At 60.0% G+C, this 24,855-nt stretch carries 30 protein-coding genes and 8 pseudogenes; 20 read left to right on the plus strand and 18 right to left on the minus strand.

Going from position 1 to position 24,855, the window contains the following annotated elements; all coding sequences use genetic code 11:
- Positions 1-77 precede the first annotated feature (77 nt).
- Complete coding sequence (locus AABF56_RS31560; protein WP_272809036.1) at positions 78-407, plus strand: ArsR/SmtB family transcription factor; 330 nt, start codon at positions 78-80, stop codon at positions 405-407.
- Positions 407-862, plus strand: coding sequence for an SRPBCC domain-containing protein (locus AABF56_RS31565; protein WP_272809037.1), 456 nt, complete (start codon positions 407-409; stop codon positions 860-862). Before AABF56_RS31560 ends, AABF56_RS31565 begins: the two co-directional genes overlap by 1 nt.
- 202 nt (positions 863-1,064) lie before the next feature.
- Here AABF56_RS31565 and AABF56_RS31570 read toward each other — a convergent pair.
- A pseudogene (locus AABF56_RS31570) lies at positions 1,065-1,184 on the minus strand (helix-turn-helix domain-containing protein); the annotation flags it as partial.
- Positions 1,185-1,237: 53 nt separating this feature from the next.
- Between AABF56_RS31570 and tnpA the strand changes: the two are divergent.
- Genes tnpA through AABF56_RS31590 form a run of 4 tightly spaced genes read left to right on the plus strand, consistent with a single transcriptional unit; the run spans position 1,238 to position 4,282 of the window.
- The gene (gene tnpA / locus AABF56_RS31575; protein WP_272791938.1) at positions 1,238-1,654 is read left to right on the plus strand and encodes an IS66-like element accessory protein TnpA; all 417 of its coding nucleotides are present in this window, start codon (positions 1,238-1,240) and stop codon (positions 1,652-1,654) included.
- Positions 1,651-1,995 (plus strand): IS66 family insertion sequence element accessory protein TnpB, encoded by a 345-nt coding sequence (tnpB, locus tag AABF56_RS31580; RefSeq protein WP_050747117.1) that lies wholly within the window; start codon positions 1,651-1,653, stop codon positions 1,993-1,995. The genes tnpA and tnpB overlap by 4 nt, the downstream gene beginning before the upstream one ends.
- 47 nt (positions 1,996-2,042) lie before the next feature.
- On the plus strand, positions 2,043-3,695 hold the full coding sequence (tnpC, locus tag AABF56_RS31585; RefSeq protein WP_272791937.1) for an IS66 family transposase: 1,653 nt from the start codon (positions 2,043-2,045) through the stop codon (positions 3,693-3,695).
- A gap of 2 nt (positions 3,696-3,697) precedes the next feature.
- Entirely contained in the window at positions 3,698-4,282 is a 585-nt protein-coding gene (locus AABF56_RS31590) for a plasmid pRiA4b ORF-3 family protein (RefSeq protein WP_050747119.1), read from the plus strand.
- A gap of 75 nt (positions 4,283-4,357) precedes the next feature.
- On the opposite strand, the pseudogene AABF56_RS31595 reads toward AABF56_RS31590, so the two are convergent.
- The 3 genes and pseudogenes from AABF56_RS31595 to AABF56_RS31605 form a co-directional block, all read right to left on the minus strand.
- Positions 4,358-4,723: pseudogene (locus tag AABF56_RS31595) on the minus strand (helix-turn-helix domain-containing protein); the annotation flags it as partial.
- A 63-nt stretch (positions 4,724-4,786) separates the two neighbouring features.
- Entirely contained in the window at positions 4,787-5,767 is a 981-nt protein-coding gene (locus AABF56_RS31600; protein ID WP_272809038.1) for a L,D-transpeptidase family protein, read from the minus strand.
- A gap of 111 nt (positions 5,768-5,878) precedes the next feature.
- The gene (locus AABF56_RS31605; protein ID WP_272809039.1) at positions 5,879-6,790 is read right to left on the minus strand and encodes a PhnA-like protein; all 912 of its coding nucleotides are present in this window, start codon (positions 6,788-6,790) and stop codon (positions 5,879-5,881) included.
- Between the two features lie 272 nt (positions 6,791-7,062).
- Between AABF56_RS31605 and AABF56_RS37840 the strand changes: the two are divergent.
- A pseudogene (locus tag AABF56_RS37840) lies at positions 7,063-7,137 on the plus strand (IS6 family transposase); the annotation flags it as partial.
- A gap of 27 nt (positions 7,138-7,164) precedes the next feature.
- On the opposite strand, the gene AABF56_RS31610 reads toward AABF56_RS37840, so the two are convergent.
- The 5 genes and pseudogenes from AABF56_RS31610 to AABF56_RS31630 all read right to left on the minus strand — a co-directional run bounded on the left by AABF56_RS31610 (position 7,165) and on the right by AABF56_RS31630 (position 10,640).
- Entirely contained in the window at positions 7,165-8,025 is an 861-nt protein-coding gene (locus tag AABF56_RS31610; protein ID WP_080823486.1) for a YsnF/AvaK domain-containing protein, read from the minus strand.
- A gap of 32 nt (positions 8,026-8,057) precedes the next feature.
- Positions 8,058-8,429 carry a YsnF/AvaK domain-containing protein gene (locus AABF56_RS31615; RefSeq protein ID WP_272809040.1) on the minus strand — a complete coding sequence of 124 codons (372 nt, stop codon included), beginning with the start codon at positions 8,427-8,429 and terminating at the stop codon, positions 8,058-8,060.
- 414 nt (positions 8,430-8,843) lie between these two features.
- Positions 8,844-9,335 carry a phosphate-starvation-inducible PsiE family protein gene (locus AABF56_RS31620; RefSeq protein WP_011982932.1) on the minus strand — a complete coding sequence of 164 codons (492 nt, stop codon included), beginning with the start codon at positions 9,333-9,335 and terminating at the stop codon, positions 8,844-8,846.
- A pseudogene (locus AABF56_RS31625) lies at positions 9,319-9,900 on the minus strand (AAA family ATPase); the annotation flags it as partial. The pseudogene AABF56_RS31625 and the gene AABF56_RS31620, both read right to left, overlap by 17 nt.
- A 296-nt stretch (positions 9,901-10,196) precedes the next feature.
- Positions 10,197-10,640: a MarR family winged helix-turn-helix transcriptional regulator gene (locus AABF56_RS31630; protein WP_272809041.1), complete on the minus strand. Its 444-nt coding sequence runs from the start codon at positions 10,638-10,640 to the stop codon at positions 10,197-10,199.
- Between the two features lie 127 nt (positions 10,641-10,767).
- On the opposite strand from AABF56_RS31630, the gene AABF56_RS31635 reads away from it, so the two are divergent.
- The 8 genes and pseudogenes from AABF56_RS31635 to AABF56_RS31670 form a co-directional block, all read left to right on the plus strand.
- The gene (locus AABF56_RS31635; protein WP_272809042.1) at positions 10,768-11,103 is read left to right on the plus strand and encodes a YciI family protein; all 336 of its coding nucleotides are present in this window, start codon (positions 10,768-10,770) and stop codon (positions 11,101-11,103) included.
- Positions 11,104-11,117: 14 nt separating this feature from the next.
- The gene (locus AABF56_RS31640; RefSeq protein WP_272809043.1) at positions 11,118-11,471 is read left to right on the plus strand and encodes a VOC family protein; all 354 of its coding nucleotides are present in this window, start codon (positions 11,118-11,120) and stop codon (positions 11,469-11,471) included.
- Positions 11,472-11,771: 300 nt separating this feature from the next.
- Positions 11,772-12,155: a VOC family protein gene (locus AABF56_RS31645; RefSeq protein ID WP_216333595.1), complete on the plus strand. Its 384-nt coding sequence runs from the start codon at positions 11,772-11,774 to the stop codon at positions 12,153-12,155.
- 161 nt (positions 12,156-12,316) lie between these two features.
- Positions 12,317-12,655: an ArsR/SmtB family transcription factor gene (locus AABF56_RS31650; RefSeq protein WP_272809044.1), complete on the plus strand. Its 339-nt coding sequence runs from the start codon at positions 12,317-12,319 to the stop codon at positions 12,653-12,655.
- Positions 12,652-12,933, plus strand: coding sequence for an SRPBCC family protein (locus AABF56_RS31655; protein WP_272809045.1), 282 nt, complete (start codon positions 12,652-12,654; stop codon positions 12,931-12,933). The genes AABF56_RS31650 and AABF56_RS31655 overlap by 4 nt, the downstream gene beginning before the upstream one ends.
- Positions 12,930-13,022, plus strand: a pseudogene (locus AABF56_RS31660) (glutathione S-transferase family protein); the annotation flags it as partial. The gene AABF56_RS31655 and the pseudogene AABF56_RS31660, both read left to right, overlap by 4 nt.
- A gap of 153 nt (positions 13,023-13,175) precedes the next feature.
- Positions 13,176-14,357: pseudogene (locus AABF56_RS31665) on the plus strand (DUF4158 domain-containing protein); the annotation flags it as partial.
- 50 nt (positions 14,358-14,407) lie between these two features.
- A pseudogene (locus AABF56_RS31670) lies at positions 14,408-14,653 on the plus strand (transposase); the annotation flags it as partial.
- A gap of 299 nt (positions 14,654-14,952) precedes the next feature.
- Here AABF56_RS31670 and AABF56_RS31675 read toward each other — a convergent pair.
- The 6 genes from AABF56_RS31675 to AABF56_RS31700 all read right to left on the minus strand — a co-directional run bounded on the left by AABF56_RS31675 (position 14,953) and on the right by AABF56_RS31700 (position 19,193).
- Positions 14,953-15,144, minus strand: coding sequence for a hypothetical protein (locus AABF56_RS31675; RefSeq protein ID WP_040234282.1), 192 nt, complete (start codon positions 15,142-15,144; stop codon positions 14,953-14,955).
- 581 nt (positions 15,145-15,725) lie between these two features.
- Positions 15,726-16,268: an AAA family ATPase gene (locus AABF56_RS31680; RefSeq protein WP_002063889.1), complete on the minus strand. Its 543-nt coding sequence runs from the start codon at positions 16,266-16,268 to the stop codon at positions 15,726-15,728.
- A gap of 12 nt (positions 16,269-16,280) precedes the next feature.
- Entirely contained in the window at positions 16,281-17,141 is an 861-nt protein-coding gene (gene aac(3)-IIe, locus AABF56_RS31685) for an aminoglycoside N-acetyltransferase AAC(3)-IIe (protein ID WP_000557452.1), read from the minus strand.
- 217 nt (positions 17,142-17,358) lie between these two features.
- On the minus strand, positions 17,359-18,081 hold the full coding sequence (locus tag AABF56_RS31690; RefSeq protein WP_272809046.1) for a DJ-1/PfpI family protein: 723 nt from the start codon (positions 18,079-18,081) through the stop codon (positions 17,359-17,361).
- 221 nt (positions 18,082-18,302) lie between these two features.
- Complete coding sequence (locus tag AABF56_RS31695; RefSeq protein WP_216562441.1) at positions 18,303-18,728, minus strand: BA14K family protein; 426 nt, start codon at positions 18,726-18,728, stop codon at positions 18,303-18,305.
- A 39-nt stretch (positions 18,729-18,767) separates the two neighbouring features.
- Positions 18,768-19,193 carry an EF-hand domain-containing protein gene (locus tag AABF56_RS31700; RefSeq protein WP_216562438.1) on the minus strand — a complete coding sequence of 142 codons (426 nt, stop codon included), beginning with the start codon at positions 19,191-19,193 and terminating at the stop codon, positions 18,768-18,770.
- 233 nt (positions 19,194-19,426) lie between these two features.
- Here AABF56_RS31700 and AABF56_RS31705 point away from each other — a divergent pair, with 233 nt between their 5' ends.
- The 5 genes and pseudogenes from AABF56_RS31705 to AABF56_RS31725 all read left to right on the plus strand — a co-directional run.
- Complete coding sequence (locus AABF56_RS31705; protein WP_272809047.1) at positions 19,427-19,858, plus strand: EF-hand domain-containing protein; 432 nt, start codon at positions 19,427-19,429, stop codon at positions 19,856-19,858.
- Positions 19,859-19,908: 50 nt separating this feature from the next.
- Positions 19,909-20,289, plus strand: a complete 381-nt coding sequence (locus tag AABF56_RS31710) for a hypothetical protein (protein WP_272809048.1) — start codon at positions 19,909-19,911, stop codon at positions 20,287-20,289.
- Positions 20,290-20,295: 6 nt separating this feature from the next.
- Positions 20,296-20,916, plus strand: coding sequence for an RNA polymerase sigma factor (locus tag AABF56_RS31715; RefSeq protein ID WP_272809049.1), 621 nt, complete (start codon positions 20,296-20,298; stop codon positions 20,914-20,916).
- Complete coding sequence (locus AABF56_RS31720; RefSeq protein WP_272809050.1) at positions 20,913-21,347, plus strand: hypothetical protein; 435 nt, start codon at positions 20,913-20,915, stop codon at positions 21,345-21,347. The genes AABF56_RS31715 and AABF56_RS31720 overlap by 4 nt, the downstream gene beginning before the upstream one ends.
- An 83-nt stretch (positions 21,348-21,430) precedes the next feature.
- Positions 21,431-21,655: pseudogene (locus tag AABF56_RS31725) on the plus strand (periplasmic heavy metal sensor); the annotation flags it as partial.
- On the opposite strand, the gene AABF56_RS31730 reads toward AABF56_RS31725, so the two are convergent.
- From AABF56_RS31730 to argH, 3 genes are read right to left on the minus strand one after another with little or no spacing between them, the layout of a single operon-like run.
- On the minus strand, positions 21,618-22,391 hold the full coding sequence (locus AABF56_RS31730) for an amino acid ABC transporter ATP-binding protein (RefSeq protein WP_338341937.1): 774 nt from the start codon (positions 22,389-22,391) through the stop codon (positions 21,618-21,620). The pseudogene AABF56_RS31725 and the gene AABF56_RS31730 overlap by 38 nt on opposite strands.
- Positions 22,392-22,405: 14 nt before the next feature.
- Positions 22,406-23,272 carry an amino acid ABC transporter permease gene (locus AABF56_RS31735; protein ID WP_244770541.1) on the minus strand — a complete coding sequence of 289 codons (867 nt, stop codon included), beginning with the start codon at positions 23,270-23,272 and terminating at the stop codon, positions 22,406-22,408.
- Complete coding sequence (argH, locus tag AABF56_RS31740) at positions 23,269-24,723, minus strand: argininosuccinate lyase (RefSeq protein WP_272809531.1); 1,455 nt, start codon at positions 24,721-24,723, stop codon at positions 23,269-23,271. The genes AABF56_RS31735 and argH overlap by 4 nt, the downstream gene beginning before the upstream one ends.
- Between the last annotated feature and the right edge of the window lie 132 nt (positions 24,724-24,855).

The raw sequence follows: 24,855 nt of genomic DNA on the forward strand, positions 1-24,855 counted from the left end.
TTTCGCGACTCTTCGCCAACAGGTAGCCACACAACTATCTTACTTGACGGAGCAGTTGATCTGTATTACATAGCCTAATGGCTACCTTTCATCCTCAACTACCCACGATTTTCGCCGCGCTTTCGGACACGACCCGGCTCAAGGTCGTCGAGCGCCTAGCAATGGGCCCAGCGTCTATCTCTGAACTCGCCAAGCCGTTCGAAATGGCAGGTCCATCCTTTCTCAAGCATGTGAAGGTGTTGGAGAGCGCCGGGTTAGTACGGTCAGAAAAAAGGGGCCGCGTGCGGTTGGTCACACTGACGCCAGATGCGCTGCAATGGGTGGACGAATGGGTCAGCCAGCATCGCAGGCAATGGGAGCATCGCCTCGATAATCTGGAAATTTTTCTGTCACAGGGAGATAATTGATGGGCGAGCAATCTCAACACCATCGCGAATTTACGCTCGAACGCCTCTACCCGAATTGCAAGGAGCACGTCTGGGCTGCCTGGAGTATTCGGGAAAAGAAAGCAGCTTGGCTCGGTAGCAAGGAGCTGGAGATGGATTTCTTTCCCGGGGGCATCGAGCGGAGCGGATTTCGCAATTCAATGGGCGAGCACACCAGCGAAGGCCGCTATTTTGAGATCAAGGAAGGCGAACGCATCGTGCTAGCCTATTCGATGGCGGTGAACGGGCGCGTCCATACAGTTTCGCTGGCAACAATCACTTTAGAGGCTGAACAAGGCGGCACGCGACTTAAATACACCGAACAGATGTGCGTAATTCCACCCAGCGACGGCGTTGAAGGCCGCGAGCACGGATGGGGCGCGTTGCTGGACGGCTTGGCCGGCTATCTTGCCGCCGATACTCGACAGACAGCGTAGGCTGTAGTCGCGCAACTCCTGAAACCTGCACCACGTCCGCAGCGGCCCGGAATCCGGGCCGCGACGTGTCGCAAAAGTCAGTCGCGCAGGTCTGACTTTCGCACGCGACTTTTGCGACAGATATTTCCCTGAAAATTCAGCGCCGGTGATTTTGTCGCAAAACTTAGGAGTTATGCGACAACCCGACGATTGAAGACCACGATCACGCCCGGAATCGCTGGCGGTATTCTCCGGGCGACAGGCCAACGATCCGTAAGAAGACTTTGCGAAATGCGCCCGGATCGGAATAGCCGACCTCCCAAGCGATGCGCTCCACCGTAAGCATCCGAGGAGCGCCGCCTTGAGCGGTTGAGATGAATCTGTCGTTTTGTCGCTATGGACAGGCATAAGGACAGTTTTCGGACACCGGTGAGCCGGCTTGAAATCATCGACACAAGGCGTCGGCGGCGCTTTACCGCCGAGGCCAAGTTCAAAATTCTCGAGGAAGGCTTTTCTGGCGATGGTCGCCAGGTCTCCGCGACGGCAGAGAAGCACGGGGTTTCGCGCTCACAATTGTACCGTTGGCGTCAGTTGGCGCAGTCCGGCAGCCTTTGCCGCAATCGGATCGAAGGCTTCGTGCCCGCAGTGATCACACCGGACGTGCCAGCTCCCGTTTCGGCCGCATCGGCTTCGGTAGTGGGTAGCGGTCGCATGGAGGTGCTGAGCACGAACGGTCGACGTGTCATTGTCGATCGAGAGGTCGACGTCGATGCGCTGCTGCGCATCCTGCGCGCGCTGGAGACGTTGCGATGATTCCGATCCCGACAGGCGTCCGGGTTTGGCTGGCGACGGGCTATACGGATATGCGATGTGGGTTCCCGTCGCTAGCGTTACGGGTGCAGGAAGTGCTGAAGCACGACCCGCTGGGCGGTCATCTGTTCTGCTTCAGGGGTAAACGCGGTGACCTGATCAAGGTCGTTTGGCACGATGGCCAGGGGGCCTGCCTGTTCACGAAAAAATTGGAACGAGGCAAGTTCATCTGGCCTTCTGCCGACGGTGGCGCGGTGCCGATCTCGACGGCGCAGCTTTCCTATCTGCTGTCAGGAATTGACTGGCGCGCGCCGCAGGAGACCTGGCGCCCCAGCCGGGTCTGACTGCATTCTTGCATTGAAAATGTTGAGAAATCTGATTCAATGTCGCTATGACATTGCCGCCGCTTACCCTGCCATCGGACCTTGCAAGTGCTCATGCGGCGCTGCTGGCCGAACGTGCTGCGCGACTGCAAGCTGAGGCGGAAGCGGCCAACGCAAAGGCCCGGCTATCGAGCATCGAGGCGCTAAACGCACATCTGCAATTGCTGCTTGGCAAACTTGAGCGCGAGAAGCACGGCCCGCGCCGTGAGCGCACGCAGCGGCTGATCGATCAGTTGGAATTGCAGCTCGAAGAGCTCGTGGCGTCGGCCGCCGAGGATGAACTGGGCGCCCAAGAGGCCGCGGCCAAAACGCAGTCCGTACGCGCCTTTGCCCGCAAGCGTCCGGTGCGCAAGCCGTGGCCTGAAGACGTCGAGCGCGAACGCATCGTTGTCGAAGCGCCGACGGCATGCGCCTGCTGTGGCGGCTCGCGGCTGTCGAAGCTGGGCGAGGATGTGACTGAAACGTTGGAGGAGATCCCACGCCGCTTCAAGGTTATCGAGACGGTGCGCGAGAAGTTTACCTGCCGCGATTGCGAGGCGATCAGTCAGGCTCCCGCACCGTTCCATGCCACTCCGCGCGGCTTTATCGGTCCTCAGTTGCTGGCGACGATCGTCTTCGACAAGTTCGGGCAGCACATCCCGCTGAACCGCCAGAGCACGCGGTTCAAATGTGAGGGTATCGATCTGTCGACCCAGACCCTGGCCGATCAGGTCGGTCACGCTACCTTCGCCCTCAAGCCGATATTTGATCTGATCGAGGCACATGTGTTCCAGGCCGAGCGGCTTCACGGTGACGACACGACGATCCCAATCCTGGCCAAGGGCCAATGCACGACCGGGCGAATATGGGTTTACGTGCGCGACGATCAGCCATTCGCCGGCCCTGCGCCGCCGGCGGCGGTCTTCTACGCCTCCTGCAATCGGCGCGGCGAGCACCCGCAAAGGCATCTGGCCGACTTCAGCGGCATTCTTCAGGCGGATTGCTACAACGGCTTCAATCCGCTGTTCGATCTGACGAAGAGGCAGATGCCGGCAACGCCCGCGTTCTGCTTCGCCCATGCGCGGCGGAAGTTCTTCGAACTGGCCGATGTCGCTCGCAATGCTCGGCGCGGCAAAGGTACCAAGCCGATCTCGCCGGTAGCCCTCGAGGCGGTGAAGCGCATCGATGCTCTGTTTGCCATCGAGCGCGACATCAACGGTCTGAGCGCGGCCGAGCGGCTTGCGGTCCGGCAGGAGAAGAGCAAGCCGCTACTTGGCGATATGGAGGAATGGTTACGCACCGAGCGGGCCAGCCTATCACGCTCATCGCCGGCGGCCGGACCGATCGACTATATGCTGTCGCGCTGGGCTGACTTTGCCCGCTATGCCGACGACGGCAGGATCTGCATGACGAACAATTGCGCGGAAAGAGCGTTGCGCGGCGTGGCTTGCGGAAGAAAGGCTTGGCTCTTCGCCGGTTCCGACCGCGGCGCAGATCGCGCTGCCATCATGCTCACCCTGATCATGACCGCACGGCTGAACGACGTAGACCCGAAGGCTTGGCTCGCCGATGTCCTTGCTCGCATCGCCGACCTGCCGGCCTCGCGTTTGCCGGAACTGCTTCCCTGGGAGTGGAAGCGGATACGCCAGGGCAAAAACTCCGCCCTCATGCTGGCAGCTTGACGATGGCCTCTTCTCTCGTCCGTCTGAAGGTCACCCTTGATCATGTCGAACCGACCGTGATGCGGCGCATTGTCGTGCCGTGGCGCATCCGGCTCAGCCGGCTGCATGAGGTATTGCAGGCTGCGATGGGGTGGACCAACACCCACCTCTACGAATTCCAGATCCGTGACGTTGGCTTTGGTTTGCCCGACCAGGAATGGGGGGATGGTCCACTCGATGCCCGCAAGATCTCGCTCCTGTCGGCAATCCAGGACACCGGTGCGAAATCCTTCAAATACCACTATGACTTCGGCGACGGCTGGACGCACAGCATCAAGATCGAGCGCACGTTCCCTGTCGTCGCGCTTGCAGATCCAATGCTGATCGAGGCAACGGGGCGCTGCCCGCCTGAAGACGTTGGCGGTCCGTGGGGATACCAGGAGTTCCGCGAGGCGCTCGCCGACCCCGCTCATGAACGGCACGCCGAACTTGTCGAATGGTCGGGCGCCAAAGACTTCGACCCAAACAATGCAGCCTTCGCTGATCTCAACAGAGCCGTGGAAAACCTGGCTGCGAAATGGGCGCGTCGATCACGCCGGAAAGCCTAACCGCAGCAACCTCATCACTATAGCCCGATTTGCCTAACTCGCGCGTGCTCATGCCGCGTGGCTGCTCGGATGCTTACGCTCCACCGGCAACTGTCCGAACTGCAACAGCTCTTGTGCCTTGGCGATCCTCAGGCGTTGGGCGTAGTCGGTTGCCGTCATTCCCGTGGCTTTCTGGAAGTGGCGCAGGAAGGTGCGTTCCTCCAACCCTGCCTGTTCGGCCAAGACCGCAAGCCGTGCCTCCTTACCTTCACTTGCCTGAAGAAAATGCTGTGCCTTGACGAGGGCAGCGTCCCCATGAGTCAGCCTTGGGGCGAAACCGCTATAATAGCGTTGCTCGCGCCCCGGCGGATCGACCAGCATCATGCGTGCGGTCTGCGCCATGACCACGGGACCGAGAAAACGCTCAACCAGCTTCAAACCGAGATCGGTCCACGCCATTATCGGCTTAGGCGTTCGTTTCATGGGACGATCCCTCTGTGGGTTCGGCATAGTGGTAAGCCGGCCCTACTCGACAAATTCGACCATGACGCCCGGCTTGACCATGCCGGCCAGTTCCTCGACGTCCCAGTTGGCCAGCCGAACACATCCATGCGATCCGACCTTGCCTATCAGTTCCGGTTCAGGCGTGCCGTGTATGCCGTAGGTCGGTTCGGTGAGGTCGATCCAGACTGTCCCGACAGGACCGTTCGGCCCGCTCGGCAGTTCAAGGATCTTCTTGTTGTTGCCCTGCTGGAAATTGATCTTCGGATTGTAGGTGTACGTCGGCATTCGCGACACGCCCTTAACCTTGTGAGTACCGGTCGGTGAGGGACTGTCCTCACTGCCAATTGTCGCTGGATAGACCGCGAGCAGCGAGCTGCCTTCGGCAAAAGCAAAAACCTGCGCCAGTTTGCGATGAACCTCGATCCGCTTGACCGATCCGGTCCTGGCAGCGCCGGGAATGGCGACAGCGATCGTTTCGCCCGGCTTGAAGGCCGCCGTCGGATTGAGGGCCTTGATCAGCGCGATATGCATGTGGAAACGTTCGGCCAGCTTCTCGGCAATGCTGGTATAGCCGAGATGCTCCATCCTCGCCTGCTCGGCATAGTCTTTTGGAATGCTCTCGACGATATCCTCTCCGTCTTCTTGCGTGATGGCATAGGCCTGGATGGCCGGGGCATCATCGGTCAAACGGCCCAGTACGTCGGGATCGAGCTTCCCATCCACTGGCAGACCCTGAAGCGCCTCGAAACCGGCAATCGCTTTCGTCAGGTTGTCGCCTAAATAACCGTCGATGACGCCCGGCGATGAACCAGCCCGGTCGAGCAGGACCTGCAGATGCACGATGGCGGGATTGGGCTCGGTCTGTTTTTCCGCCGGCGCCTCGATCGGAAGGGACGCGATCGCCGCGGTATTAACGGCTTGTGCGTCGATCGGCGCTGCAAAGGCTGGGGAACAGAGCGTTAGAGCGGCGGTCAGTGAAAAGTACCGAAAGGCATTCTGCATGGAGGCTACCGATAAATTAGGGAGAGACTCTCCACCCGGTGGATGGAGAGGCTTCATTGGAGAAAGGTCAAGCAAGGAAGAAGGCCGCCGTTTCCGGCGGCCTTCATCTTGTCAAATCGTGCGGCGAGTGGTGGTTTCCGCCAGAAGCAACGCCTTCTTCGTGCCGTAGGAACCGCCGAACCAGGCCGCCACAGCCCCGAGCAGGAGGGCGAAGAAGCCCAGGATCGCGCCGGCCGACACTGCCTTGGTGGCCGTCTGCGCCGCCTCGAGCGCCTGCTGCTTGGCCGCAGCAACATTGTCGCGATAGGTCTTCTCGTACTGCTCGACCTGGGTGCGGGCCTGATCGATCGGGATGTTCTGTGCCTTGGCGATCGCATCAGCGGCACGATTGCGGGCATCTGCGGCCTTTGCCTGGTCACCGGTCACGGCAGCCTGGACCGCCGACACCGCAGCGTCACGCAGGGCTGCCGGATCGTTGCCGCCGGACGCATTGCGGATCTGTTGCTCGATCCCCGCCATCGGGTTGGCCGAGTTGGCGAGGGCAGGGGCTGCCGCCGTGGCAGCGGTCGCGGCCGTCTGGCCAACGCCACCGACAATGCTGGACAGACCACTGAACGCTCCGCCCATGAGAGCACCGACCGACGTGGTCAGCAGGTAGAGGATGACAAGAGTGGTGACAGCCCAGGTGGTTACACCTTGATAGCCGCCGGTCGAGCGGCTCGGACGGCCGGACAGGCGGCTGGCGGCATAACCGCCGACGAAGGAAGCAATAATGCCGGCCACAACGAACCACGCGCCACCGGCTATGGAAAAGGTGCTTGCATTCGGGTTATCATAGGTTGCGGGATCGATCACGGCGGCGCCGATGCCCACTCCCAGAAGATTGAGGAGGAACTGGACGGCAAGCGCCAGGACGACCCCGGCGAAGATCGCGCCCCAAGACACCTTGTGCAATGTGGCTGTAAGGGAGGGGTCGACATAAGCCGCTTCGCGCGACACGTGGACGGAGACAGGTTCGGTCATGGTGCATCCTCTTCATCACGGGAACGTGAGTGCCACACTAACGCCGCAAGTGAAGATCGGTTCCCGTGTCACAAGAGACAAAAAAAGACCGGCGATGGGATCGCCGGCCTCGAACTGCAGCTTCATCAAACGAAGAGCCTTCCATTAGTCCTTGCGGAGACGTTGTCACGTTGTTCGTGGCTTAACGGTTGACGGATATCCGGACGTGATGAGCACGCCGACCATCAGCTACAAGAACCACCGTTTCCCACCGCATATCATCGCCCATTCCGTCTGGCTTCGCCACCCACATTCATCGGATCCGCGCCATGGCGCACTGGAAGGCCGTGACCGGCGCAACTGCCTGAGTTTAACTGAAAGCGCTTCGTCCGGCCTCAGTCAACGCCCTTGCGGACAATACGGTCGGATCGTTCATCTTCGACTTCCACCTCCGTGCGGCGGACGCTGTCGCTGATGGTCTCCTCGCGCTGTTCGGCCGTTTTGCGCAGAGCAATCTCTTCGACAACGCGCGCATCCTTCGAGACGATCGCCTCCTCATGATGCTCCTCGGCCTCGATCGTACGGTCGACGAAGGCGTTCTCCGTTTCGGTTACCGGACGGTCGACCGTGCGGCGCTCGATGCTGACGTTCTCGTCGCGCAGCGATACCTGTTCACTGACAGGATTTTCGACCACGTAAGAACGGACACGCACGCGGCCATGGTTGAGGTCACGCTTGCCGACGCGAAGCTTTTCCTCGACCACCGGGATAACCTCTTCACGGCCGGCGTCCAGAGCTGCCGTTCCGGTTGCGCTGGCACGATTGGCGGAGGCGCCATACGAACTCACGGTCTCCTGCTGGTTCCAGCCTTCCGAGCGCCAGCTCTCGGCGCGCTGATCGAGATCGATGCTGCCCTCGTCATCGAGAATATCGATAACCTTGTCATAAGAGGCGGCGGTGACGTTGCTGACCGTCACAAGATAGCCACCGCGGCGAAGACCTTCGGAATAGACGGCGCGGTCCTCGTCGGGAAAGAAAAAGTCTTCCAGCTTCTCCCAGAAGCCCTTGTGCTCGGAGGCAACTTCAGTCGAGGTTGTAGACTCCTTGCCGGCGACGACGCGAATGCCGTCGCGGGCAATCCCGGCTTCGACAAGGCGTTCGACGGCGGCATCCGCATCGCTGCGGTTTTCGAAGAAGGCCGTCACCGTGTTCGATGACGAGGCGCCGTATGACGATGTGGTTTCGCTGTAGGTCATGAGTTTCTCCTTTTCTCGGATTGATAATTAGCTCAGGGGTCGTCGCGCTCGATGCTGGCACGTTGCTTGCGCAGTTCGACCGGAATGGAAACGTCCTCGGTGGTGGCGACGCGGCGGATATGGATCTCTTCGACCAGCATCAGACGCTTCTCGACAACGAGAACCTCCTCCATCACGGGTACAATGGTCACGTCACCGTCCGTGCGAACACCCGGCGCTTCTGACACTTCACGTCCGATTGCCACACGCGTCACCTCGACATTCTCGCTGTCGAGGCGTGCTTCCGCTGCTTCTGTGACAAACTCGGTTTTGGTGCTCACGCGAACGCGGCCGTCGCTCACGGCGCGCTTGTCGATGACAAGCTGTTCTTCGATCAGCGATAGTTTCTTGTCAGGCTCGGCCATGCGGGTTCCAGATCGTTTGTGACCAGCAATGAACGAGCGGAGTCCAACCTTGTTCCATGAAAAAGGTCGCAGCCCGAGGGGTTCACTCCAGAGAGCGTGTTGGTTTCAATTAGAGAGCATATGAGTGGGCCGAAAAATTGATTAGAGTTCGCCCCAAATGAACCGCGAGCCGTTCCCACGCGGACCGTCATAGGCACTCCGGGTTTAGGGATCGACTATACGCTCGGTTGTCGCGATGGAGACGCACTGTCTCGAGTGGCGTTGAAAACTGTGATGGTGCTTTGTTCGAACGCCGCCAAGTCTCCGCGGGAAGCGACGGCGCGTGGCTCGGCATGATAAAAAATTTCTGCTAAACAATTATGATGATGAGTGCGGCAGAGGTTGATGAAACAAGTCGAACGAAAACGCTTCGGCTCATTGATCGCCTTCGGCATTTTTAGCACCGGGCTCTTCGCGCCGGTCCTGATCGCGCACCAGCCAGTGGACTGCTCCGAGCGCAAGAGCCGCGCCCGCAAGGGCGGCAATCTTGGCTGGCTCCGTCTCGCCAAGGTCGAGGATGATAAATTTGCGCGCGATCGCGAGGAGCGCGATCAGCACGATCGTGCGGACCTGGAGAATGCCGAAGCTGCGTTCTGTCGCCACAAGAAGGGAGCGCTTGAACTCGAGCGCAATTACAACGGTGAAGATCATTCCGAACACCACCTGGAAGGTGGCGTAATCGAGCGTGTCGAACGCTCCCAAGACCAACCGGTTCACGACCTCGCGCATCAGCGCCCAAACCGACGCCACGACGATAACCGCAATGATGGCGCTGAGGACGAAAATGACGACCTGTTCGAACTTCTCGTAGAGCGTCATCGCCGACCATTGTTCACGGGTTAGCCCGGATCGTTTCAGGTCTTTCATCATTCCCCCTCGAAAGCCGCCCCGGAGAAACAGGCTCGGCCGTGCGATGCGTGGCGAAGTCAACGGAAGCCTCCCGCTACCAGTCCACCCTCTGCCGGCGGATTTCGGAAAGCTCGGCATGGCCGATTTCTTCCGTGATCGCCCGGAACGGTGCGCCCGCCCCGATAGCCTGTAGCTGCTCGTGATCGCCCACAAGGACGATCTTCGCCCCACGCGCCTCGGCCTCGCCAACAAAGTGGGCGAGCTGGCGGCTCCCGACCATGCCCGCCTCGTCGATGACGAACACGTCACCGCGGCCGAGTGCATAGCGGTCCCCACTATGTGGGTTTTCCCAACTGCGGGACCATGACGCGAGGGTCCGGCTCTGGATGCCGGAAGATTCCTCCAGGCCCTCCGCCGCCTTGCCCGACAGGGCCGCACCGTGGACATGATAACCCTGCGCCTCCCACGCCTCGCGCGCCGCCGCGAGCATGGTGGATTTGCCCGCGCCGGCATAACCGACAACGGCCGCGATCCGCTCCGGGCCGGTGATATGCTCGATCGCCCGGCGCTGCTCGTCCGATATGCAACGCGCCGCCCGTGATTCCGGCGGGTCCAACCCTACATCCAGCCCGCCATCGTAGAAGTCGTCGCCTTCGATAACGGCACCATCAAGATCACGAGCCAAGCGTCGTGCGAAGGTGGATTTGCCGACACCGCTATGGCCGTCCACTGCAATGATAAAAGGCCGGAGAGCAGATACAGCCGTCGCGCGTTGCCGAGCCGCCGATAGTATCAGCGGAAACGCAGCGGTGCGATAATCGAAAATGATAGTCGGGGCGCAGGGCGAGGGGCTGTTGTCCGTCATCTATGTGCATCTTGCTAAGTCAGAGCGTTCAGCGCGGCACGAAGCTCCGCGCCGTCGTAAGCTGCTAGCTGCCGATCAATCAGATCGTGGGTTTCGATCCAAACGGGCAGGGCCGTTTCAAGCAGTAGACGGCCAGCTTCGGTCAGGTGCAAAAGCCGACTGCGCCGGTCCTTTGTATCCTGCGATACGGTCAAAAGCCCCCGTCGTTCCAATGGCTTGAGATTCGCTGTCAGCGTCGTGCGATCCATCGCGAGCAATGTTGCAACCGAGCTGAGCGTCGGAGCCGTTGGGCGGTTGAGCGACATTAGCAAAGAGAACTGACCGTTGGTCAGACCCATAGGCCGTAGCGCCTCATCGAAGCGACGTGCCAGTGCCCGCGCGGCGCGTTGCGCTGCCAGGCATAAGCAGCGGTCGCGCACGTCAAGCGTCGTGGCGAAAGTCAGGGAAATTCCGTTCATGTATGAAAGTATGTTGACATCAACCTTTATGTCAAGTTTTCTGGGTCTTTCCTAGTCAGGATTAGCAAAGTGTCCCGGCTACCCGTCAAACCAATCGCACTTGGTGACAACTATAGAAAGAGGAACGATGCAGTACTTGATTGCTATCCACCACCCCGACGATTACGATCCGGCCGTCGAGGACAAGGAGATGACCCACGACATCGACGTGCTCAACGACGAGATGGTGGCTGCTGGTGTCAGGATTTTCGTTGGCGGACTGCAACCGCCGAGCACCGCAAGGTCGTTGCGCGCGCAGCCCGATGGCCAAGTCGTCGCATCCGATGGGCTGTATCTTCAGACCAAGGAGCATGTCGGCGGTTTTTGGGTACTGGAAGCCGCCGACCTGAACGAAGCGCTGGCGTGGGGGCGCAAGGCCGCCGTCGCTTGCCGGGCACCTGTCGAAGTGCGTCCGTTTCATTGACGGGAGGACAGAAAGTGGTTTCTACTAGCAGGGTAGTCGCTGTTGTTCCTTGTAACAACATTGAAGCATCATTGAATTTCTATGGGCTACTTGGGTTCAATCGAGACGAGAAATCATCTACAGATGACTATGCCATTCTTTCTGACGGCATGGGCGGATTTATTCATCTCAGTATAGCTCCCAAGGATTGGCTCGTTCCGGGAAGAAACCCATTTGGAATCTACATTTACACGCAGGATGTAGACAACATCGCTTCTAAACTAGGCGAGCGATTGGCGCATCAACCCAAAAAACAACCATGGGGAATGTATGAATTCGCCGTATCCGACCCCGACGAAAACCTCGTGCGAATAGGCTGCGAACTCTGACCAAGCTCCACATGCCGTAGCTGTCGCGCAACTCCCGAAACATGCGAGCAGGCTTTAGGAATTTCGCGAAAGGCAGTCGGCCAGAGTCGACTCCCTGCGGCATTGGTAAGACGCTTCTCATCGCGCTCATTCTGAACGCCTGGCGCAAGGCACGACCAGTCGCAGTCTGCCCTTGCTGGCAGGAGGAGACGAAGGGAAAGGCCAATAAAAATTGGCGCAACAACCGACTGAGATGCCATCGCCGGAAGGAGGTGAGATGCCACCCATCTGCAATTCCTTCTCTTACACATGGGGAACGACATGAAAAACTACAAACCCAAAGGCCATCCGGATGTATCCGTCTATCTCATGGCAAACGAAGCAGAGGCCGTCATTGATTTTGCCAAGCGTTTTCTTGGAGGGCAGGTATTGCGCGCCGAAGAACGCGCCGATGGAACGCTAAGCCATGGCGAAATCCAGATCGGCGACAGCGTCGTCATGATCTCGCAGGCGAATGAACAGTATCCGGGATTTCCCGTATGGCTGCATGTCTATGTGAAAGACGTTGATGCGACCTTCGAGCAAGCCAAAGCGGCAGGCGCCGCTGTTATCCAAGCACCGTCATCCAGCGGTGATGGTGATAGGCGAGCCGGCCTCCAGGACAGTTCTGGCAACATCTGGTGGGTATCGACAACTGAGACTTGATTGTTCCCGATAGCCGGCGGCGGTGATCCTCCATCGCTGATCGAAGGATTCAAAACGTGTTGTCGCACAAATCCCGAAACCTGCGTCATGTGGGTTCAAGGATTTGAGCGACAAGGCATAGCGGATTGACTTATCCCGCGTAAGCTTAGATACTTCGCTACATGGCGAAGCATCATATATCTAACATGGACCGGACATTTTGGGCGCTGGCAGATTCGACACGCCGGGGCGTCCTACAGCGTCTAATGGCAGAACCTGGGCTTTCGGTCAGCGAACTCGCACGGCCCTTTTCGCTAAAGCTTCCCGGTATGACGAAGCATTTGGACGTTCTGTCCGATGCCGGATTGATCACGCGAACCAAGTCCGGCCGCACCGTGGCGGTGAACCTCTCGGTCGCGCCGATGCGAGACGCAATAGCGTGGCTCAATCAGTATGAACGCTTCTGGACGGTAAGCCTAGATCGACTTGCTGCGCTCGTTGAAGAAGATGAAGAGCAATGACTGGCCACCTCCCGAGTGTAACGATTGTGCGCCGGATCAAGGCCGCGCCCGCCAAGGTCTGGGCGGCTATTACGAAGCCGGAGCTGATGATGCAGTGGTGGGGTCCCGATGCGGGACCGGCATCGCTGGTGACGTTCCGGCTTGAGCCGTTCGAAGGGGGAACCGTGCTGACCCTGACCCACGAGCACCTGCCCGACGAAGAGACCCGCACAAGTCACGAGCAGGGCTGGAGTGGCCTTCTCGACAAGCTTCCCGTGTTTCTTGGAGACTCCGAATGAGCGAGATAATCCTTACGACCTACGACTGGGTTCCTGAAATGCCGCGCGGCCTTGTGCGCGACCTGCGGGTGCGTTGGGCTCTGGAAGAGGGGTCGGAACAAGAACTGTTCCCGCAGACACGCTAAGGCCGAACGAACCACGAACGCGCGGGATTGATCTGTAGATGAACTGGACCGACCGGTTGAAAAGCCTCGGCTGTTGCCGACCAACTTCCCCTCGGAGATCACGAAGGGAGAATGTAGGTGGGGAGACGAAGGCTTATCAGTTATAACGAAGCAACGACACTGCTCGGAATAGCGTCCGACGAGGAAAGCCTTCTCCGGCACTTTACACTGGACCCGGCGGATCGTCTGGAATGCGAACTTCGCCGTCGGCCACAGAACAAGTTGGGCTTCGCGGTTCAACTCTGCACGATGCGCCAAACGAGTCGGCTCTTGTGGGACAATGAGCAGCCGCCCGGGCCGGCGATCAACTATCTGGCGGACCAGCTCGGCGTCGATGCGCGGCTCCACACCCTCTACGCAAGCCGTGTACAAACACGGTTCGATCACAGCCGAGCGTTGATGCGATATCTCGGCCTTCACGCTGCTACCAGAGAAGATCGCCGTGCCGCTCTTGTAGCCGCAATAGAAGCCGCAGCCAATGGCGATAAAGGGCTGCCCATCGCGGCAACGATCGTCAGTACATTTCGGAATCGGAGCGCGCTTCTCCCGTCTCTACATTCAATCGAGAAGATTGGGCTCGGAGGCCGTGCAATAGCTCGTCGACGGGCCGAAAGGGCATTGATCGAAGCAATGCCGCTTGCCACGCTCGAGGCATTGGATGGGCTGCTGGAGGTTGACCCGTCGATCGGCCAGACGCGCTTTCACTGGATGCGATCTGCGCCGGAAGCTCCAAGTGCTTCGAACCTGGTTGGGCTGACTGAGAGGATTGCCTTTCTGCGAGCGTTAGATATCGATCCCAGACTTCAGCAGCGCGTTTCTTCGGGTCGTTGGGACCAGATGATCCGTGAAGGCAACGCAACGCCGGCGTGGTTGGCTAATGACTTCAACGCCAACCGCCGTCGCGCCTTGATCGTGGCTCAAGTCATCAAGCTAGGCCAGAAGCTGACCGACGATGCGGTGACGATGTTCATCAAGCTGATGGGTAGGCTGTTCTCGCAGGCCAACAACCGGAAGAAGCAGCGGCACATGGACTCCCGGCCGGACGCCGCCAAGGCTCTGCGCATGTTCCTTGACACGATCACTGCCCTACAATCGGCGAACGAGTATGGCCGGAATGCATTGGAGGTTCTCGATCAGGAAGTAGGCTGGCATCGACTGTTGCGGATGAAGCCTAAGCTCGAGTCGATGGTCGAGGTCAACGAGGCATCGCGCCTGACGGTGGCGGCCGAGCAATATGCGACCGTCACTAAGTACGCTGGTGAACCGCACCGGGTTTGCCGGAGGCTCCAACTTCCAAATAGGATGGAGCCATGACGAGCAAAACGACGAACAAGTTTTCCCCTGAGGTGCGCGAGCGTGCCGTGCGGATGGTGTTGGATCACGAAGCTGATCATTCCTCCCGCTGGACTGCCTGCCAGTCGATCTCCGCCAAGATCGGCTGTTCGGCGCACACTCTACTGGATTGGGTAAAGAGGGCCGAGATCGATGCCGGCAGGAGGGCCGGCTTGCCGACGGACACGGCCGAGAAGATAAAGGCTCTTGAGCGGGAGAACCGTAACCGGACACACCGCAGTAGGACAAGATTGCTATGTTTTGCAGAGAGCGATCTGCTGGCAGAAGACTTCGACCGTGTTGGTGAGGTGGTCGATAAAATCTGCCAGCGATAAGGAAAGCGTGACCATCTGTTGCTGACATCGTCTATCATTTGAGGAGCCTCGGCCGTTTCTACGACCTGCGGCTTGAGACACTCCAATAGCGACTATGGGTCGGTCCGCGCTTTAGAATAAGGGATCTAGACCCTGTCGCCAATTTTGGCCTGACGGGGGTTTCCAGCTACGTCTTCATATGTCGTGCCTCAGCCGCGCTGCAAGCGCCGGGCACTGATGCCCAGCATGCTGGTGGTCTTCACCTTTCCGCCGACGCGCCTGAGGATGATGATTGCCGCGTCCGTGGCCAGCCCGGTGCCGATGGCAGCCAAATGACCCAATTGGAACGGCAGATAGCCCGGCTTGACCACGAGAAGCACTCCGATGAAGCCGATGACCACGGCGGTCCACCGCCGAACCGCGATGCTGAAGCCACAAATCGAGCTTTGCGAGGAGTTTCTTTATCCGTCTCAATGAGATAAGGGCCAACTTTAGATCAAGTGCGTCGTAGTACGGCGTGCACCTTGGGCTTGATCCAGCTATAGTGTAATTGTATGCTGGAAATATGTGCAACCCTGGTGTCTAGGCCGTGCGAAGCCAATCAGGCTCGAAAGTCGTTGCGGGTTGTTATCCGTTAAAGGCGGCGACTGTAGCCGCCGCTATTTGGCCCCTTGATACCATTTAGCATTTGGAGCTTTAGGTTCTATAATTTAACGTTACGCTACAGCCGACACCCCGCTTGCCTGAGCGTTTGGATTTCAATCACTTAGTAGACCAACTTGCGGGTCGACGGTTCGTGTCCCTTCAAGGCGGAGGCTTCGGCAGCTGGCGTCTCTATGCCGCGGTGGTGCTTTTCCGAAACGGAAGTCGCCCATTCGCGTCACGTAAACCGACCGTCAGGCGGTACGGCTTAGGAGAATAATCGCAAAGCAGACTGAGACCACCACCCTCGCGCTACCCTTTGCGCAGGCGTCGAAGGCGATCAGGTGCGCTGATCGAGTCTGTCGAGCACCATCGCTGCAAGTTCATCGCTGGTGTGTGCACCACTATCGAGAACACGGGTTGTGGACGGAAGCCGTTCCCTTGCGGCCAAGCATCGGGCGACATTCGCTAATCGCCACTCTCGAATCTCCGCATTCCGATTCGGGTCAGGATGCATGGTCTGGTTCGAGATCCGGTGACGCAATAGGTCCTCGTTAAGCATCAGAAAGATGTGCAGCAGCTGATCGTCGATCTGCCTTAACCCGTCGAGTATCTCAGTCAGATAGTCCGGGTGCACGAGCGTCATTGGGATGATGATGTCCTGCGAGTAATTCCTGCGAATCTCGCTGACCGCAGCGATCGTAAGTCCCCTCCACAAGGGGAGATCCTGATAGTCTCCGCTCGCTGGTATGGGGACCGTTTCTTTCACCACGAACCCGATTTCCTCAGGGTCAAAGATCAGCGATTTCGGACGCCGATCGCGCAGCCGCTCAGCGAGAGTCGTCTTTCCGGCGCCGAAAGGTCCGTTGATCCAGATTATCATTGTCGACGGCCTCTAACCGGAAGGCTCGCAAGAGCGCTGGGCGGCTTCGTGTGCTGGCACGATCGGAGTGGCTCCGAAGTGCTTCTCAAGATAGGTGACGCCGAACGTCACGATGTCCTGCGCGTCGAACAGGTAGCACTGAGCAAAGCCCACGACACCTTCTCGATGGCGACCGAGCTTCACGTAAGCATTTGCTATAGTTTCGACCGCATCCGGCTTTCCTTCGATAGCAAAGCAATCGAGAATGCCGTTTGAATCGTATTCTGATGCCGTTTTCCAGGCGACTTCACCGTTTCTTCCAAGCATCGGCATCTCATACGTCACCCATCGTTTGTTGGGGATATCCGCAACCGCCTCGGCGTAGTGCAATGCGGTAACGGAGTTTAGCGGCGCACCCAACAGCAGGGCCTTCCCGCCAAGGCGGACGAACCGCTCGACGGGCGACCCTTCCCCCAAGGCGTGACCGAGTTCGTGAGGCTCCGTCAGCGTTTCAGCTAGCGGACCAACCGCGACCATCGATGCATCGGGGTGCGCGCTGCGCCGCGCGCCGGGGGCTTGAACCAGAAATTGATTCAGCAGGCCGAACCCACGGTAAGTCCCGGCCGTTGCGGGATCGAACGGCGGCCAGGTACGGCGGGCTTTGTCATCCAACCGAGCGCCATTCAGAGTCTCCTCGTAGGGTGATCGGTCCCACGACGCGTATCCCATCACAGTGCCAGTCGGCCCAACCGCGGAGCGTAACGCGGCAACGACCGTCTCCGCTCCTCCTTCGACCGGACCAATCGCTTTAAGTGAGGCATGCACCATCAACAGGTCACCGGTTTGGACTCCGAGTTTTCGAATTGCCTCCGTTATTGCCTTCCGCGTATGCATCGCGATATCTCCTCTAAACTGCAAAACACTATACCTATCGAGATATCACTCTACCTCTCGCTGCTTGACCGAGGTGGAGGACCGTCGCCGTTGGTGGCTTTTTGGCCAAGCGTTTATCCGCGTCGTCTCGCCGCCCGCTCCGCCTCCGCGCGAATAGCAAGCAGCGAAGGACCAAGAAGCTCACGCGCATGAGCGACCGTTTCGGCGGATGCCGTGTTTAGCGAGCCGCTGTCAAAGGAGGCTTGGGATCGTATTCCATGATCAATTGCTGCAGGCGCGCGCGCTGCTCGCCACGTAGCTCTGCTGCGAGTTCAAGCCCAAAGTCGAGTCCTGCGGTAATCCCGCCGCCCGTAATTCGGTTTCGGTCCTTGACGACGCGATCACTAACGGGCGTCGCCCCGAACACTGGAAGCATGTCGAGCGTGCCCCAGTATGACGCCGCCTTGTAGCCTTTGAGGAGACCGGCAGCTCCGAGAAGGACGGAGCCGGTGCAAACGCTGGTGATGTATCGCGCACGTGATCCCCGATGAGACACGAAATCGAGAAGCCGATCATTCTGGAGCGCGGTGAATGTACCCTTCGGCCCGCCGGGAACAAAGAAGACATCCAGTTCGTCAGGACACTGTTCAAAAGTCATCGTCGGGACGATTGCCAGGTCGCTGTCCGACATCACCGGGCTTTGGCTCTCGGCGATCAGATGAACGACTGAATTCGGAAGTTTCGACATCACCAGCTGGGGCGCAACAAGGTCCAAGGCGGTCATGTTCGGGAAGAGCAGAAGCCCACAGGTCAAGGGCTTTTCGGAGTCGCGGGCGACCAGCTGCAATTGATCCTTCGCCGCGGTTTGCGCGGCCGAATCGCTGGTTAGTAGTGCACTGGTTGTAGCAAACGTTAGCGCAGAAAAGACTTCGCGGCGGGTGAAGTTCAGGTCTCGATCCATAGATGCCTCCGGTTTCGCCGGTAGTTTAGCGACCCCGGAGTCGTGTCGAATGACAAACCGGCATCAGTTTCGGCCAAGAGATCGTAGAGCTGTTTCGAATTCGGCCCGACAATTTGAGGTTTGCTGCTAACCTGCCGCCAGCGACTTTCTCCCATGGACGAAGAACCGACCGGCGGTGCCTCTGCCGATCGGTTCGTCACACGCGTTCGACATTTCCTACGTCAGTTGTAGGGCGACCAGCACTGTTCGCGCGGACCGTCGTACGGCTGATAGGTGTTATCGTACGCACGATATGACCGATAGTGATCGAAGCACCACTCGATATGGGCGGCGGTCAGACGGCGCGCCGGTGGCACGGGATGGGCCAGCGTTCGGCCGACGATCACGCCGGCAGCGAAGGCCGCGGGCGGAAACCAGTATCCTCGATAGAAGCGGTAGCCAGGACGCGCGACGACAACACCGCGATATCCATTATAGTAGTGGACGCCGCGGACCACGTAGAAGCCGTGCCGGTGGGCGACTTCTTGCACGGGGCCCTCACTCTCGATCGTTACCGACGATTGAACGAGAGGATTCGCCGATGCAGGAGCGGCATAGGAAAAAAGGAGGAGCGCTGCGGCGCCCATGGAGGCAATTGTCTTTCTCATCGCGTTGTGTGTCCTGTTCTTTGAAAGCCGAGGTGACGATTAGCGTTGACGAAGCGACCTGAGTTCGGAGAGCGAAAGCGAACGGTCGCCGTTTGCATCGGCGCGCTGAAGCCGATCGGGAATGAATTGAGCGAATTCCGCTCTCTTAATTCGGCCGTCGCCGTTCGCATCCATCCGGCGAGCCTGCGTTTCCAGACCTTCCGCCGTTGCCATCTGGAGCCTACCGCCCTCGCTCACGCGCTTAAGGGCGGCCTGCGCCTCTCCATTGTCGAGAACGCCATTTCGATTTGCGTCCAGCCGGTCGAACAAGGACGCACGCGCCGCCTGTATCTCGGTAAACTGAAGCGCTCGATCATCGTTTTGGTCCATTTGGCGGAAAGCCTGCCGGGCTCTTTGCCCGTCCGCCGCGCAAGCGCTGCCAGTCGCGAGGACAACCATCACGCAGGCCAGCAATTTCAACTTCATTATTCTCTCCCCTTCCTCGGGTGGGATTGGCATCAACGCGAGCTTCTACGCATGGGAACGGCAGCTCCTACGCGCCGCCGGGCATTTTTCTTTGCAACGGGCGTCCGTCGACGGCCACCGCCAAGACGTCAGGAATCCTTGATTGAGCGCGTAGGAGATGAGCCAGCAGTTCGTATTGGTTCACGTAGCTGCCCATCGGCAGACGAAACCAAAGAACCGAAGGAAGACACTCGATGAAAAAGGCTTCATACGCGCTGGTCTCAGCGCTGGTCGCCGCTCTCTCCCTGCCGGGGATCTCGGCTCACGCGCAAACGGTATCGCCGATTCTTCAGCGGCTCGATGCGAATAACGACGGCGCTGTCTCGCGCGACGAGATAGTCGCCGCGCGGGCGAAACTCTTCGCTCGCCTCGACGTGAATAGCGACGGCGTTATCGATCAAGACGAAACTGAAATGCTCCGCGATGCGATCATGGATCGCGCGACGGCCATGCAGGCGCGTCTCGGAAATCAGATGCGGCGGCTCGACACGAGCGGCGACGGAAAGGTGTCGAGGGACGAATTTCGTGCTCGCACGCTCTTCTTCGACCTTGCCGACCGGGATGGCGACGGGAAGCTGTCGGCCGCCGAGTTTCTCGTCATCCGCGGCATCATGTTCGACCGCTGAGGTTGACCGCAGCTCTGAGCAAGAATTGAATCAGTACTGAGGAGTTCAAGATGTTTATTTCCTGGAAGAGAACCTTCGCCGCGCTTGGTGTTGCCATGTTGCTTGGCGCGGCCCCGGCCATGTCGGCCGAATGGACGCGCGATACGCGGAATGGCGGCCAGATCACCCGTAGCGTGACGAGAGACGGCAACATCTATTCCGGCCAGACGACACGTGTCGGGCCGAATGGTGCGACCTACACGTCAAATTCGACCTGCCGCAACGGGTTCGTCGACCGGTGCCGGCGCAGCTATTCTGCGACCGGCCCGAACGGGCGGACCTACTCCGGGAACACCGTGACGGCGCGAGGCCCCCATGGCGTGCGGTCCATCGGTGTTCACACCGGCCCGCGCGGAAATGTCGGCATCGGCTTTCGCCGCCACTGGAGGTAAGTCCGCGTGAGCCAAGCGCGTGCCCAGGAAATCGCAAGACTGCCGGAGCGCCTCGACGACGAGGTGCTGCTCGCCCGCGTGGCTGCGGGCGAGCAGCTTGCCCTTCGGCAGCTGATAGACAGGCACGGACGCGGTCTACGCCTCTTCGCCGGGCGCTATCTTGGTAATTCCGATGAAGCCGAGGATGTCGTGCAGGACGTCTTCATTGCGGTCTGGAAGAATGCAAAGCGCTTCGATCGTTCGAAAGGACGCGCGACGACGTGGATCTACCGGATCGCTGCAAATCGATGCATCGACGTGAGGCGCTGGCGCAAGTTCCGCATATTCATCGGCTTTGAAGAGGCGCACGAACGATTTCCTTCGGAAGACCCCGATCTCGACTCGTGGATGGGCGCTCGGCAGGAGTTGGCCATCGTTCGCGCCGGCCTCGAAAAACTGCCGGAACGACAGCGAATGGCGCTGCTCCTTCGAGCAGTCGCCGACCTCGACGTTCCCGCGATTGCCGAAGTGATGGATGCAAGCGCCGGATCAGTAGAGCAACTGCTTGTCCGAGCGAGGCGAACGTTACGCGCCCAGCTTTCGGAGGTCGGGACGGCTGAACCACAAAATGAAAGGAAAACAAGATGAATAGGGGCGAATTTGAAGGTTTGAAAGTACGATTTGGAGCCGATGTCGCATCATGGCCGGCACCGTTTCGCCGCGAGGCGTTGCTGTTTCTAGCAACTGATCGACGCGATACGATCAGCGAAGGAGATCAACTCGACCGCCTCGTGCTTGAAGCAACGATCGAGCCGACTGACGAGCGTGTGCTTGCGCGCAATGTGCTGGCCAAAATCGCGCTGCCGAAGCGCCGACCCTTCAGTCTGCCGATCGGTCTCGGATCGTGGTCGATGCCGGCGGCACTTGTTCTTACAGTATCGGCGGTCGGTGGCTACGTGGCCGCCGGTGTGGAAACGCAGATATCGGACAATGCTCTCTTGGCGTTTGCTGTCGGTGTTCCGCCGTCAGAGCTTGCGGAGACCATTACGTTCACAAGAAGCAACGGAGGCCGCCTGTGAAACGATTTTCATGGCTGCGAGCGCTTCTGTTCGCCGTCTTCGCAGCGTCGCTGGTCGGAAACTTCTTCTCGCTCGGGTACGTAGTGAAAAGCCAGCGTGACGCGCCGGCGATGTCTATCCTCGCCGAGAGTGCGTTCTCAGCTTACCCTGACGAGGTCCGCTCCGAATTCCGACGATTGCTCCGCGAGAACAGACCGCGGACTGTCGCGGCGCTCGGCAAGCTGAGAGAGGCGCGTCGCGAATTGGCGTCGGTCGCCGGTTCGTCCCCGCTCAACGAGGCGGATGTGACGAAGGCGATGACCGACGTGCGCAACGCGACAGATGCGCTCCAGCGCCTGATGCAGGACCTGCTTTTGGAGGCACTTCGCTCGACGGAACGCACAAGGTCGTCCTGATTGATTTAGAGTTGGACGCGCATCCGAGGGCGATATCTTCCGTCATGCCGGAGGCGGCGAGGTCGTTCATCACGTCGAGCACCTCGGCCACCAGCTCGGGGTCGAGTGCGGATGTCGGCTCATCGAACAGGATGAGCGAGGGACGCATGCCCATCGCGCGGGCAATGGCAACGCGCTGCTGCTGCCCGCCGGATAGCTCCGCCGGATAGCTGCCGGCCTTGTCGGCAAGGCCGACGCGTTTGAGCAGTTCCAGCGCATGGTCGCGCGCGGCCTTCGGGCTTTCACCGAGCACCTGCACCGGCCCTTCCACCACGTTTTCCAGCGCGGTCTTGTGCGGAAAGAGGTTGAAGCGCTGGAAGACCATGCCGATGCCGCGCCGCTGGCGGGCGATCTCCGCGTCGCTCATCTCGTAGAGCTTGTTGCCGTCGCGGCGGTAGCCGATCAGCTCGCCATTGGCCCAGATCGCGCCGGAATCGATGCGTTCCAAGAGGTTGATGCAGCGCAGGAACGTGCTCTTGCCCGAGCCGGAGGGGCCGATGATGCAGCTCACCTCGCCCTTCCGCACCTCAAGGCTCACGTCCTGCAGCGCCTTGAAGGTGCCGAAGCTCTTGCAGACATCGACCGCCTTGACCAGAATCTCGCTTGTCATGTCACGGCCTCCCCTCAGATCGTCGTGCGGCCGCGGGTGCCGCGGGCGTAATAGCGTTCGATCCGGGACTGGATCAGCGAGAGCACCGTGACGATGGCGAGGTACCAGAAGCTGGCGACCATCAGGAGCTCCAGCACGCGGGTGTTGGCGTAGTAGATGACTTGCGCATTGTGCAGGATCTCCGAATACTGGATCACCGAGGCGAGCGAGGTGAGCTTGACCATGCTGATCACCTCGTTGCCGACCGGCGGCACCATGACGCGCATGGCCTGCGGCAGCACGATGCGGCGCAGCGTCTGCATGCCTGTCATGCCGATCGTCCGGGCGGCCTCGTACTGGCCGGCATCGACCGACAGCAAGCCGCTTCGCACGACTTCCGACGTATAGGCCCCCTGCTGGATGCCGAGGCCGAGCATGGCGGCGACGAAGGGCGTCATCACCTCAACGGTGTTGAACTCGAAGAGGCCGGGAATGCCCATGGTCGGGAAGATCAGGGCAAGGTTGAACCAGAGCAGCAATTGCAGCAGCGCCGGCGCACCGCGGAAGATCCAGACATAGACCAGGGCGATATATTCGAGCACCGGATTGCCGGAAATGCGCATGATCGCGATGAGCACACCGAGCGCGATGCCGAGCGACATGGCCGCGACCGTCATCAGCAGTGTGTTCCAGATACCCTGGATGATGACGGGGGCGAACAGGAACTGGCCGACGACCGGCCATTCGATCTGCCCGACGACGAAGGCGCGGACCAGCAGCGCCACCATGAGGAGCACGATGGCGGCGAAGATCATTCGCCCCACATGCCTGCGCGGGACGAGTTCGAGATGGGCGATGTCATGGGCATCGCGGCTGGATTGAGGAAGGGTGGTGTCCGTCATGCGGCAACCCCCGCCGTGGGTTCCAGCGCCACGCCCTCGAGGCCGCGCGCCGCCCAGGCGCGCTGCCGCGTGCAGGTGTCGGCGAATGCGGCAATCTGTTCGCGCACCCGGGCAGGAGCCGTTCCGCCCTGACCGAAGCGTTCGGCAAGCGCCCGGACGGGATCGATGGTCCGCAGCACGTCGGCGGTCAGCGCGGCGTCGATCTTCGGCAGATCGGCTTCGGTCAACCCGTCGAGCTCCATGTCCCGTTCCTCGCAATAGCGCACGGTGGCGCCCGAGATTTCATGGGCGTGCGCGAAGGGGATGCCCTGCCGGACCAGCCAGTCCGCCACCTCGGTCGCCAGCGTGAAGCCACGCGGGGCATCGGCGGCCATGCGCCCGGTGTCGAACGTCATCGTCGCCACCATGCCGGCAAAGGCGGGCAGGATGAGATCGAGGAGGTCGATCGTCTCGAACAGCGCCCGCTTGTCTTCGGCAAGGTCGCGGTTGTAGGCGAGCGGCATCGCCTTCAGTGTGGCGAGGATGCCAGCAAGATTGCCGATCATCGTGCCGGACATGCCGCGCGCGAGTTCCGCGATGTCGGGGTTCTTCTTCTGCGGCATGATCGACGAGCCCGTCGAATAGGAATCGTGCAGCTTCACCCAGGCGAACTGGCGCGAAGCCCAGATGCAGATCTCCTCCGAAAGGCGCGAAAGGTTGACGCCGAGCATGGCCGTAACGAACAGGAATTCCGACACGACATCGCGGCTTGCCACGGCGTCGATGGAATTTTCGCAGGGGCGGGCATAGCCGAGATCGCGCGAGGAGCTTTCCGTATCCCGGGCGAAGGCCGAGCCGGCCAGCGCGGCGGCGCCGAGCGGCGAACGGTCGAAGCGGCGATCCCAGTCGATGAAGCGCTCGATATCGCGGCTGAGGGACTGCGCGTGGGCCATGAGGTGATGGCCGAGCGAAACCGGCTGGGCGGGCTGAAGGTGGGTGAAGCCCGGCATGACCGTCTCGACGTGTTCCGTCGCCTGCGTCGCAAGCGCGTCCTGCACGACGAGGACCAGGTTCACGAGCCTGCGCGCGGTGCGGCGCAGGTAGAGACGGGTGTTGTTTGCGGTCTGGTCGTTGCGCGACCGTCCGGCGCGCAGTTTCCCGCCCAATGTGCCCAGCCGCTCGACCAGCAGCCGTTCATGGAAAGTGTGCAGGTCCTCATCCGAAGCTTTCGGCTTCTCCCGCCCTGCGGCGACATCTGCCGCGATGGCATCGAGCGCCTGCAGCATCGTCGCCAGCTCGTCTCCCGTCAGGACATCGGCGCGCGCAAGTTCCCGCGCATGGGCGCGCGATCCGGCGATGTCCTCGGGGGACAGGCGGAAGAAGCTGGGATTGCTCCGTGAAAGGGCCGCCAGCTCCGGAGATGGACCACTCGAAAAGCGTCCTCCCCAAAGCAATGTCGCTTGTTCCTTCATGTCAGTCTCCCATGTCGATGAATGTGTTCCCGAGCGCAGGTTGCCTTCGAAGGATCGCTTGCACAAACGCGAAAAAGCGCTAACGTTATGACGAAACCGACTAGGCCCCTCGCGGAGAATGCCATTGGTTCA

Source organism: Shinella sp. WSC3-e, assembly GCF_945994535.1.
Taxonomy (GTDB): domain Bacteria; phylum Pseudomonadota; class Alphaproteobacteria; order Rhizobiales; family Rhizobiaceae; genus Shinella; species Shinella yambaruensis.

Bases quoted from the DNA above. Each gene is read 5' to 3' on its own strand.
- AABF56_RS31560 (WP_272809036.1), top strand. From the start codon at position 78: ATGGCTACCTTTCATCCTCAACTACCCACGATTTTCGCCGCGCTTTCG.
- AABF56_RS31565 (WP_272809037.1), top strand. From the start codon at position 407: ATGGGCGAGCAATCTCAACACCATCGCGAATTTACGCTCGAACGCCTC.
- tnpA (WP_272791938.1), top strand. From the start codon at position 1,238: ATGGACAGGCATAAGGACAGTTTTCGGACACCGGTGAGCCGGCTTGAA.
- tnpB (WP_050747117.1), top strand. From the start codon at position 1,651: ATGATTCCGATCCCGACAGGCGTCCGGGTTTGGCTGGCGACGGGCTAT.
- tnpC (WP_272791937.1), top strand. From the start codon at position 2,043: ATGACATTGCCGCCGCTTACCCTGCCATCGGACCTTGCAAGTGCTCAT.
- AABF56_RS31590 (WP_050747119.1), top strand. From the start codon at position 3,698: ATGGCCTCTTCTCTCGTCCGTCTGAAGGTCACCCTTGATCATGTCGAA.
- AABF56_RS31600 (WP_272809038.1), bottom strand. From the start codon at position 5,767: ATGCAGAATGCCTTTCGGTACTTTTCACTGACCGCCGCTCTAACGCTC.
- AABF56_RS31605 (WP_272809039.1), bottom strand. From the start codon at position 6,790: ATGACCGAACCTGTCTCCGTCCACGTGTCGCGCGAAGCGGCTTATGTC.
- AABF56_RS31610 (WP_080823486.1), bottom strand. From the start codon at position 8,025: ATGACCTACAGCGAAACCACATCGTCATACGGCGCCTCGTCATCGAAC.
- AABF56_RS31615 (WP_272809040.1), bottom strand. From the start codon at position 8,429: ATGGCCGAGCCTGACAAGAAACTATCGCTGATCGAAGAACAGCTTGTC.
- AABF56_RS31620 (WP_011982932.1), bottom strand. From the start codon at position 9,335: ATGAAAGACCTGAAACGATCCGGGCTAACCCGTGAACAATGGTCGGCG.
- AABF56_RS31630 (WP_272809041.1), bottom strand. From the start codon at position 10,640: ATGAACGGAATTTCCCTGACTTTCGCCACGACGCTTGACGTGCGCGAC.
- AABF56_RS31635 (WP_272809042.1), top strand. From the start codon at position 10,768: ATGCAGTACTTGATTGCTATCCACCACCCCGACGATTACGATCCGGCC.
- AABF56_RS31645 (WP_216333595.1), top strand. From the start codon at position 11,772: ATGAAAAACTACAAACCCAAAGGCCATCCGGATGTATCCGTCTATCTC.
- AABF56_RS31650 (WP_272809044.1), top strand. From the start codon at position 12,317: ATGGCGAAGCATCATATATCTAACATGGACCGGACATTTTGGGCGCTG.
- AABF56_RS31655 (WP_272809045.1), top strand. From the start codon at position 12,652: ATGACTGGCCACCTCCCGAGTGTAACGATTGTGCGCCGGATCAAGGCC.
- AABF56_RS31680 (WP_002063889.1), bottom strand. From the start codon at position 16,268: ATGATAATCTGGATCAACGGACCTTTCGGCGCCGGAAAGACGACTCTC.
- AABF56_RS31690 (WP_272809046.1), bottom strand. From the start codon at position 18,081: ATGGATCGAGACCTGAACTTCACCCGCCGCGAAGTCTTTTCTGCGCTA.
- AABF56_RS31695 (WP_216562441.1), bottom strand. From the start codon at position 18,728: ATGAGAAAGACAATTGCCTCCATGGGCGCCGCAGCGCTCCTCCTTTTT.
- AABF56_RS31700 (WP_216562438.1), bottom strand. From the start codon at position 19,193: ATGAAGTTGAAATTGCTGGCCTGCGTGATGGTTGTCCTCGCGACTGGC.
- AABF56_RS31705 (WP_272809047.1), top strand. From the start codon at position 19,427: ATGAAAAAGGCTTCATACGCGCTGGTCTCAGCGCTGGTCGCCGCTCTC.
- AABF56_RS31710 (WP_272809048.1), top strand. From the start codon at position 19,909: ATGTTTATTTCCTGGAAGAGAACCTTCGCCGCGCTTGGTGTTGCCATG.
- AABF56_RS31720 (WP_272809050.1), top strand. From the start codon at position 20,913: ATGAATAGGGGCGAATTTGAAGGTTTGAAAGTACGATTTGGAGCCGAT.
- AABF56_RS31730 (WP_338341937.1), bottom strand. From the start codon at position 22,391: ATGACAAGCGAGATTCTGGTCAAGGCGGTCGATGTCTGCAAGAGCTTC.
- AABF56_RS31735 (WP_244770541.1), bottom strand. From the start codon at position 23,272: ATGACGGACACCACCCTTCCTCAATCCAGCCGCGATGCCCATGACATC.
- argH (WP_272809531.1), bottom strand. From the start codon at position 24,723: ATGAAGGAACAAGCGACATTGCTTTGGGGAGGACGCTTTTCGAGTGGT.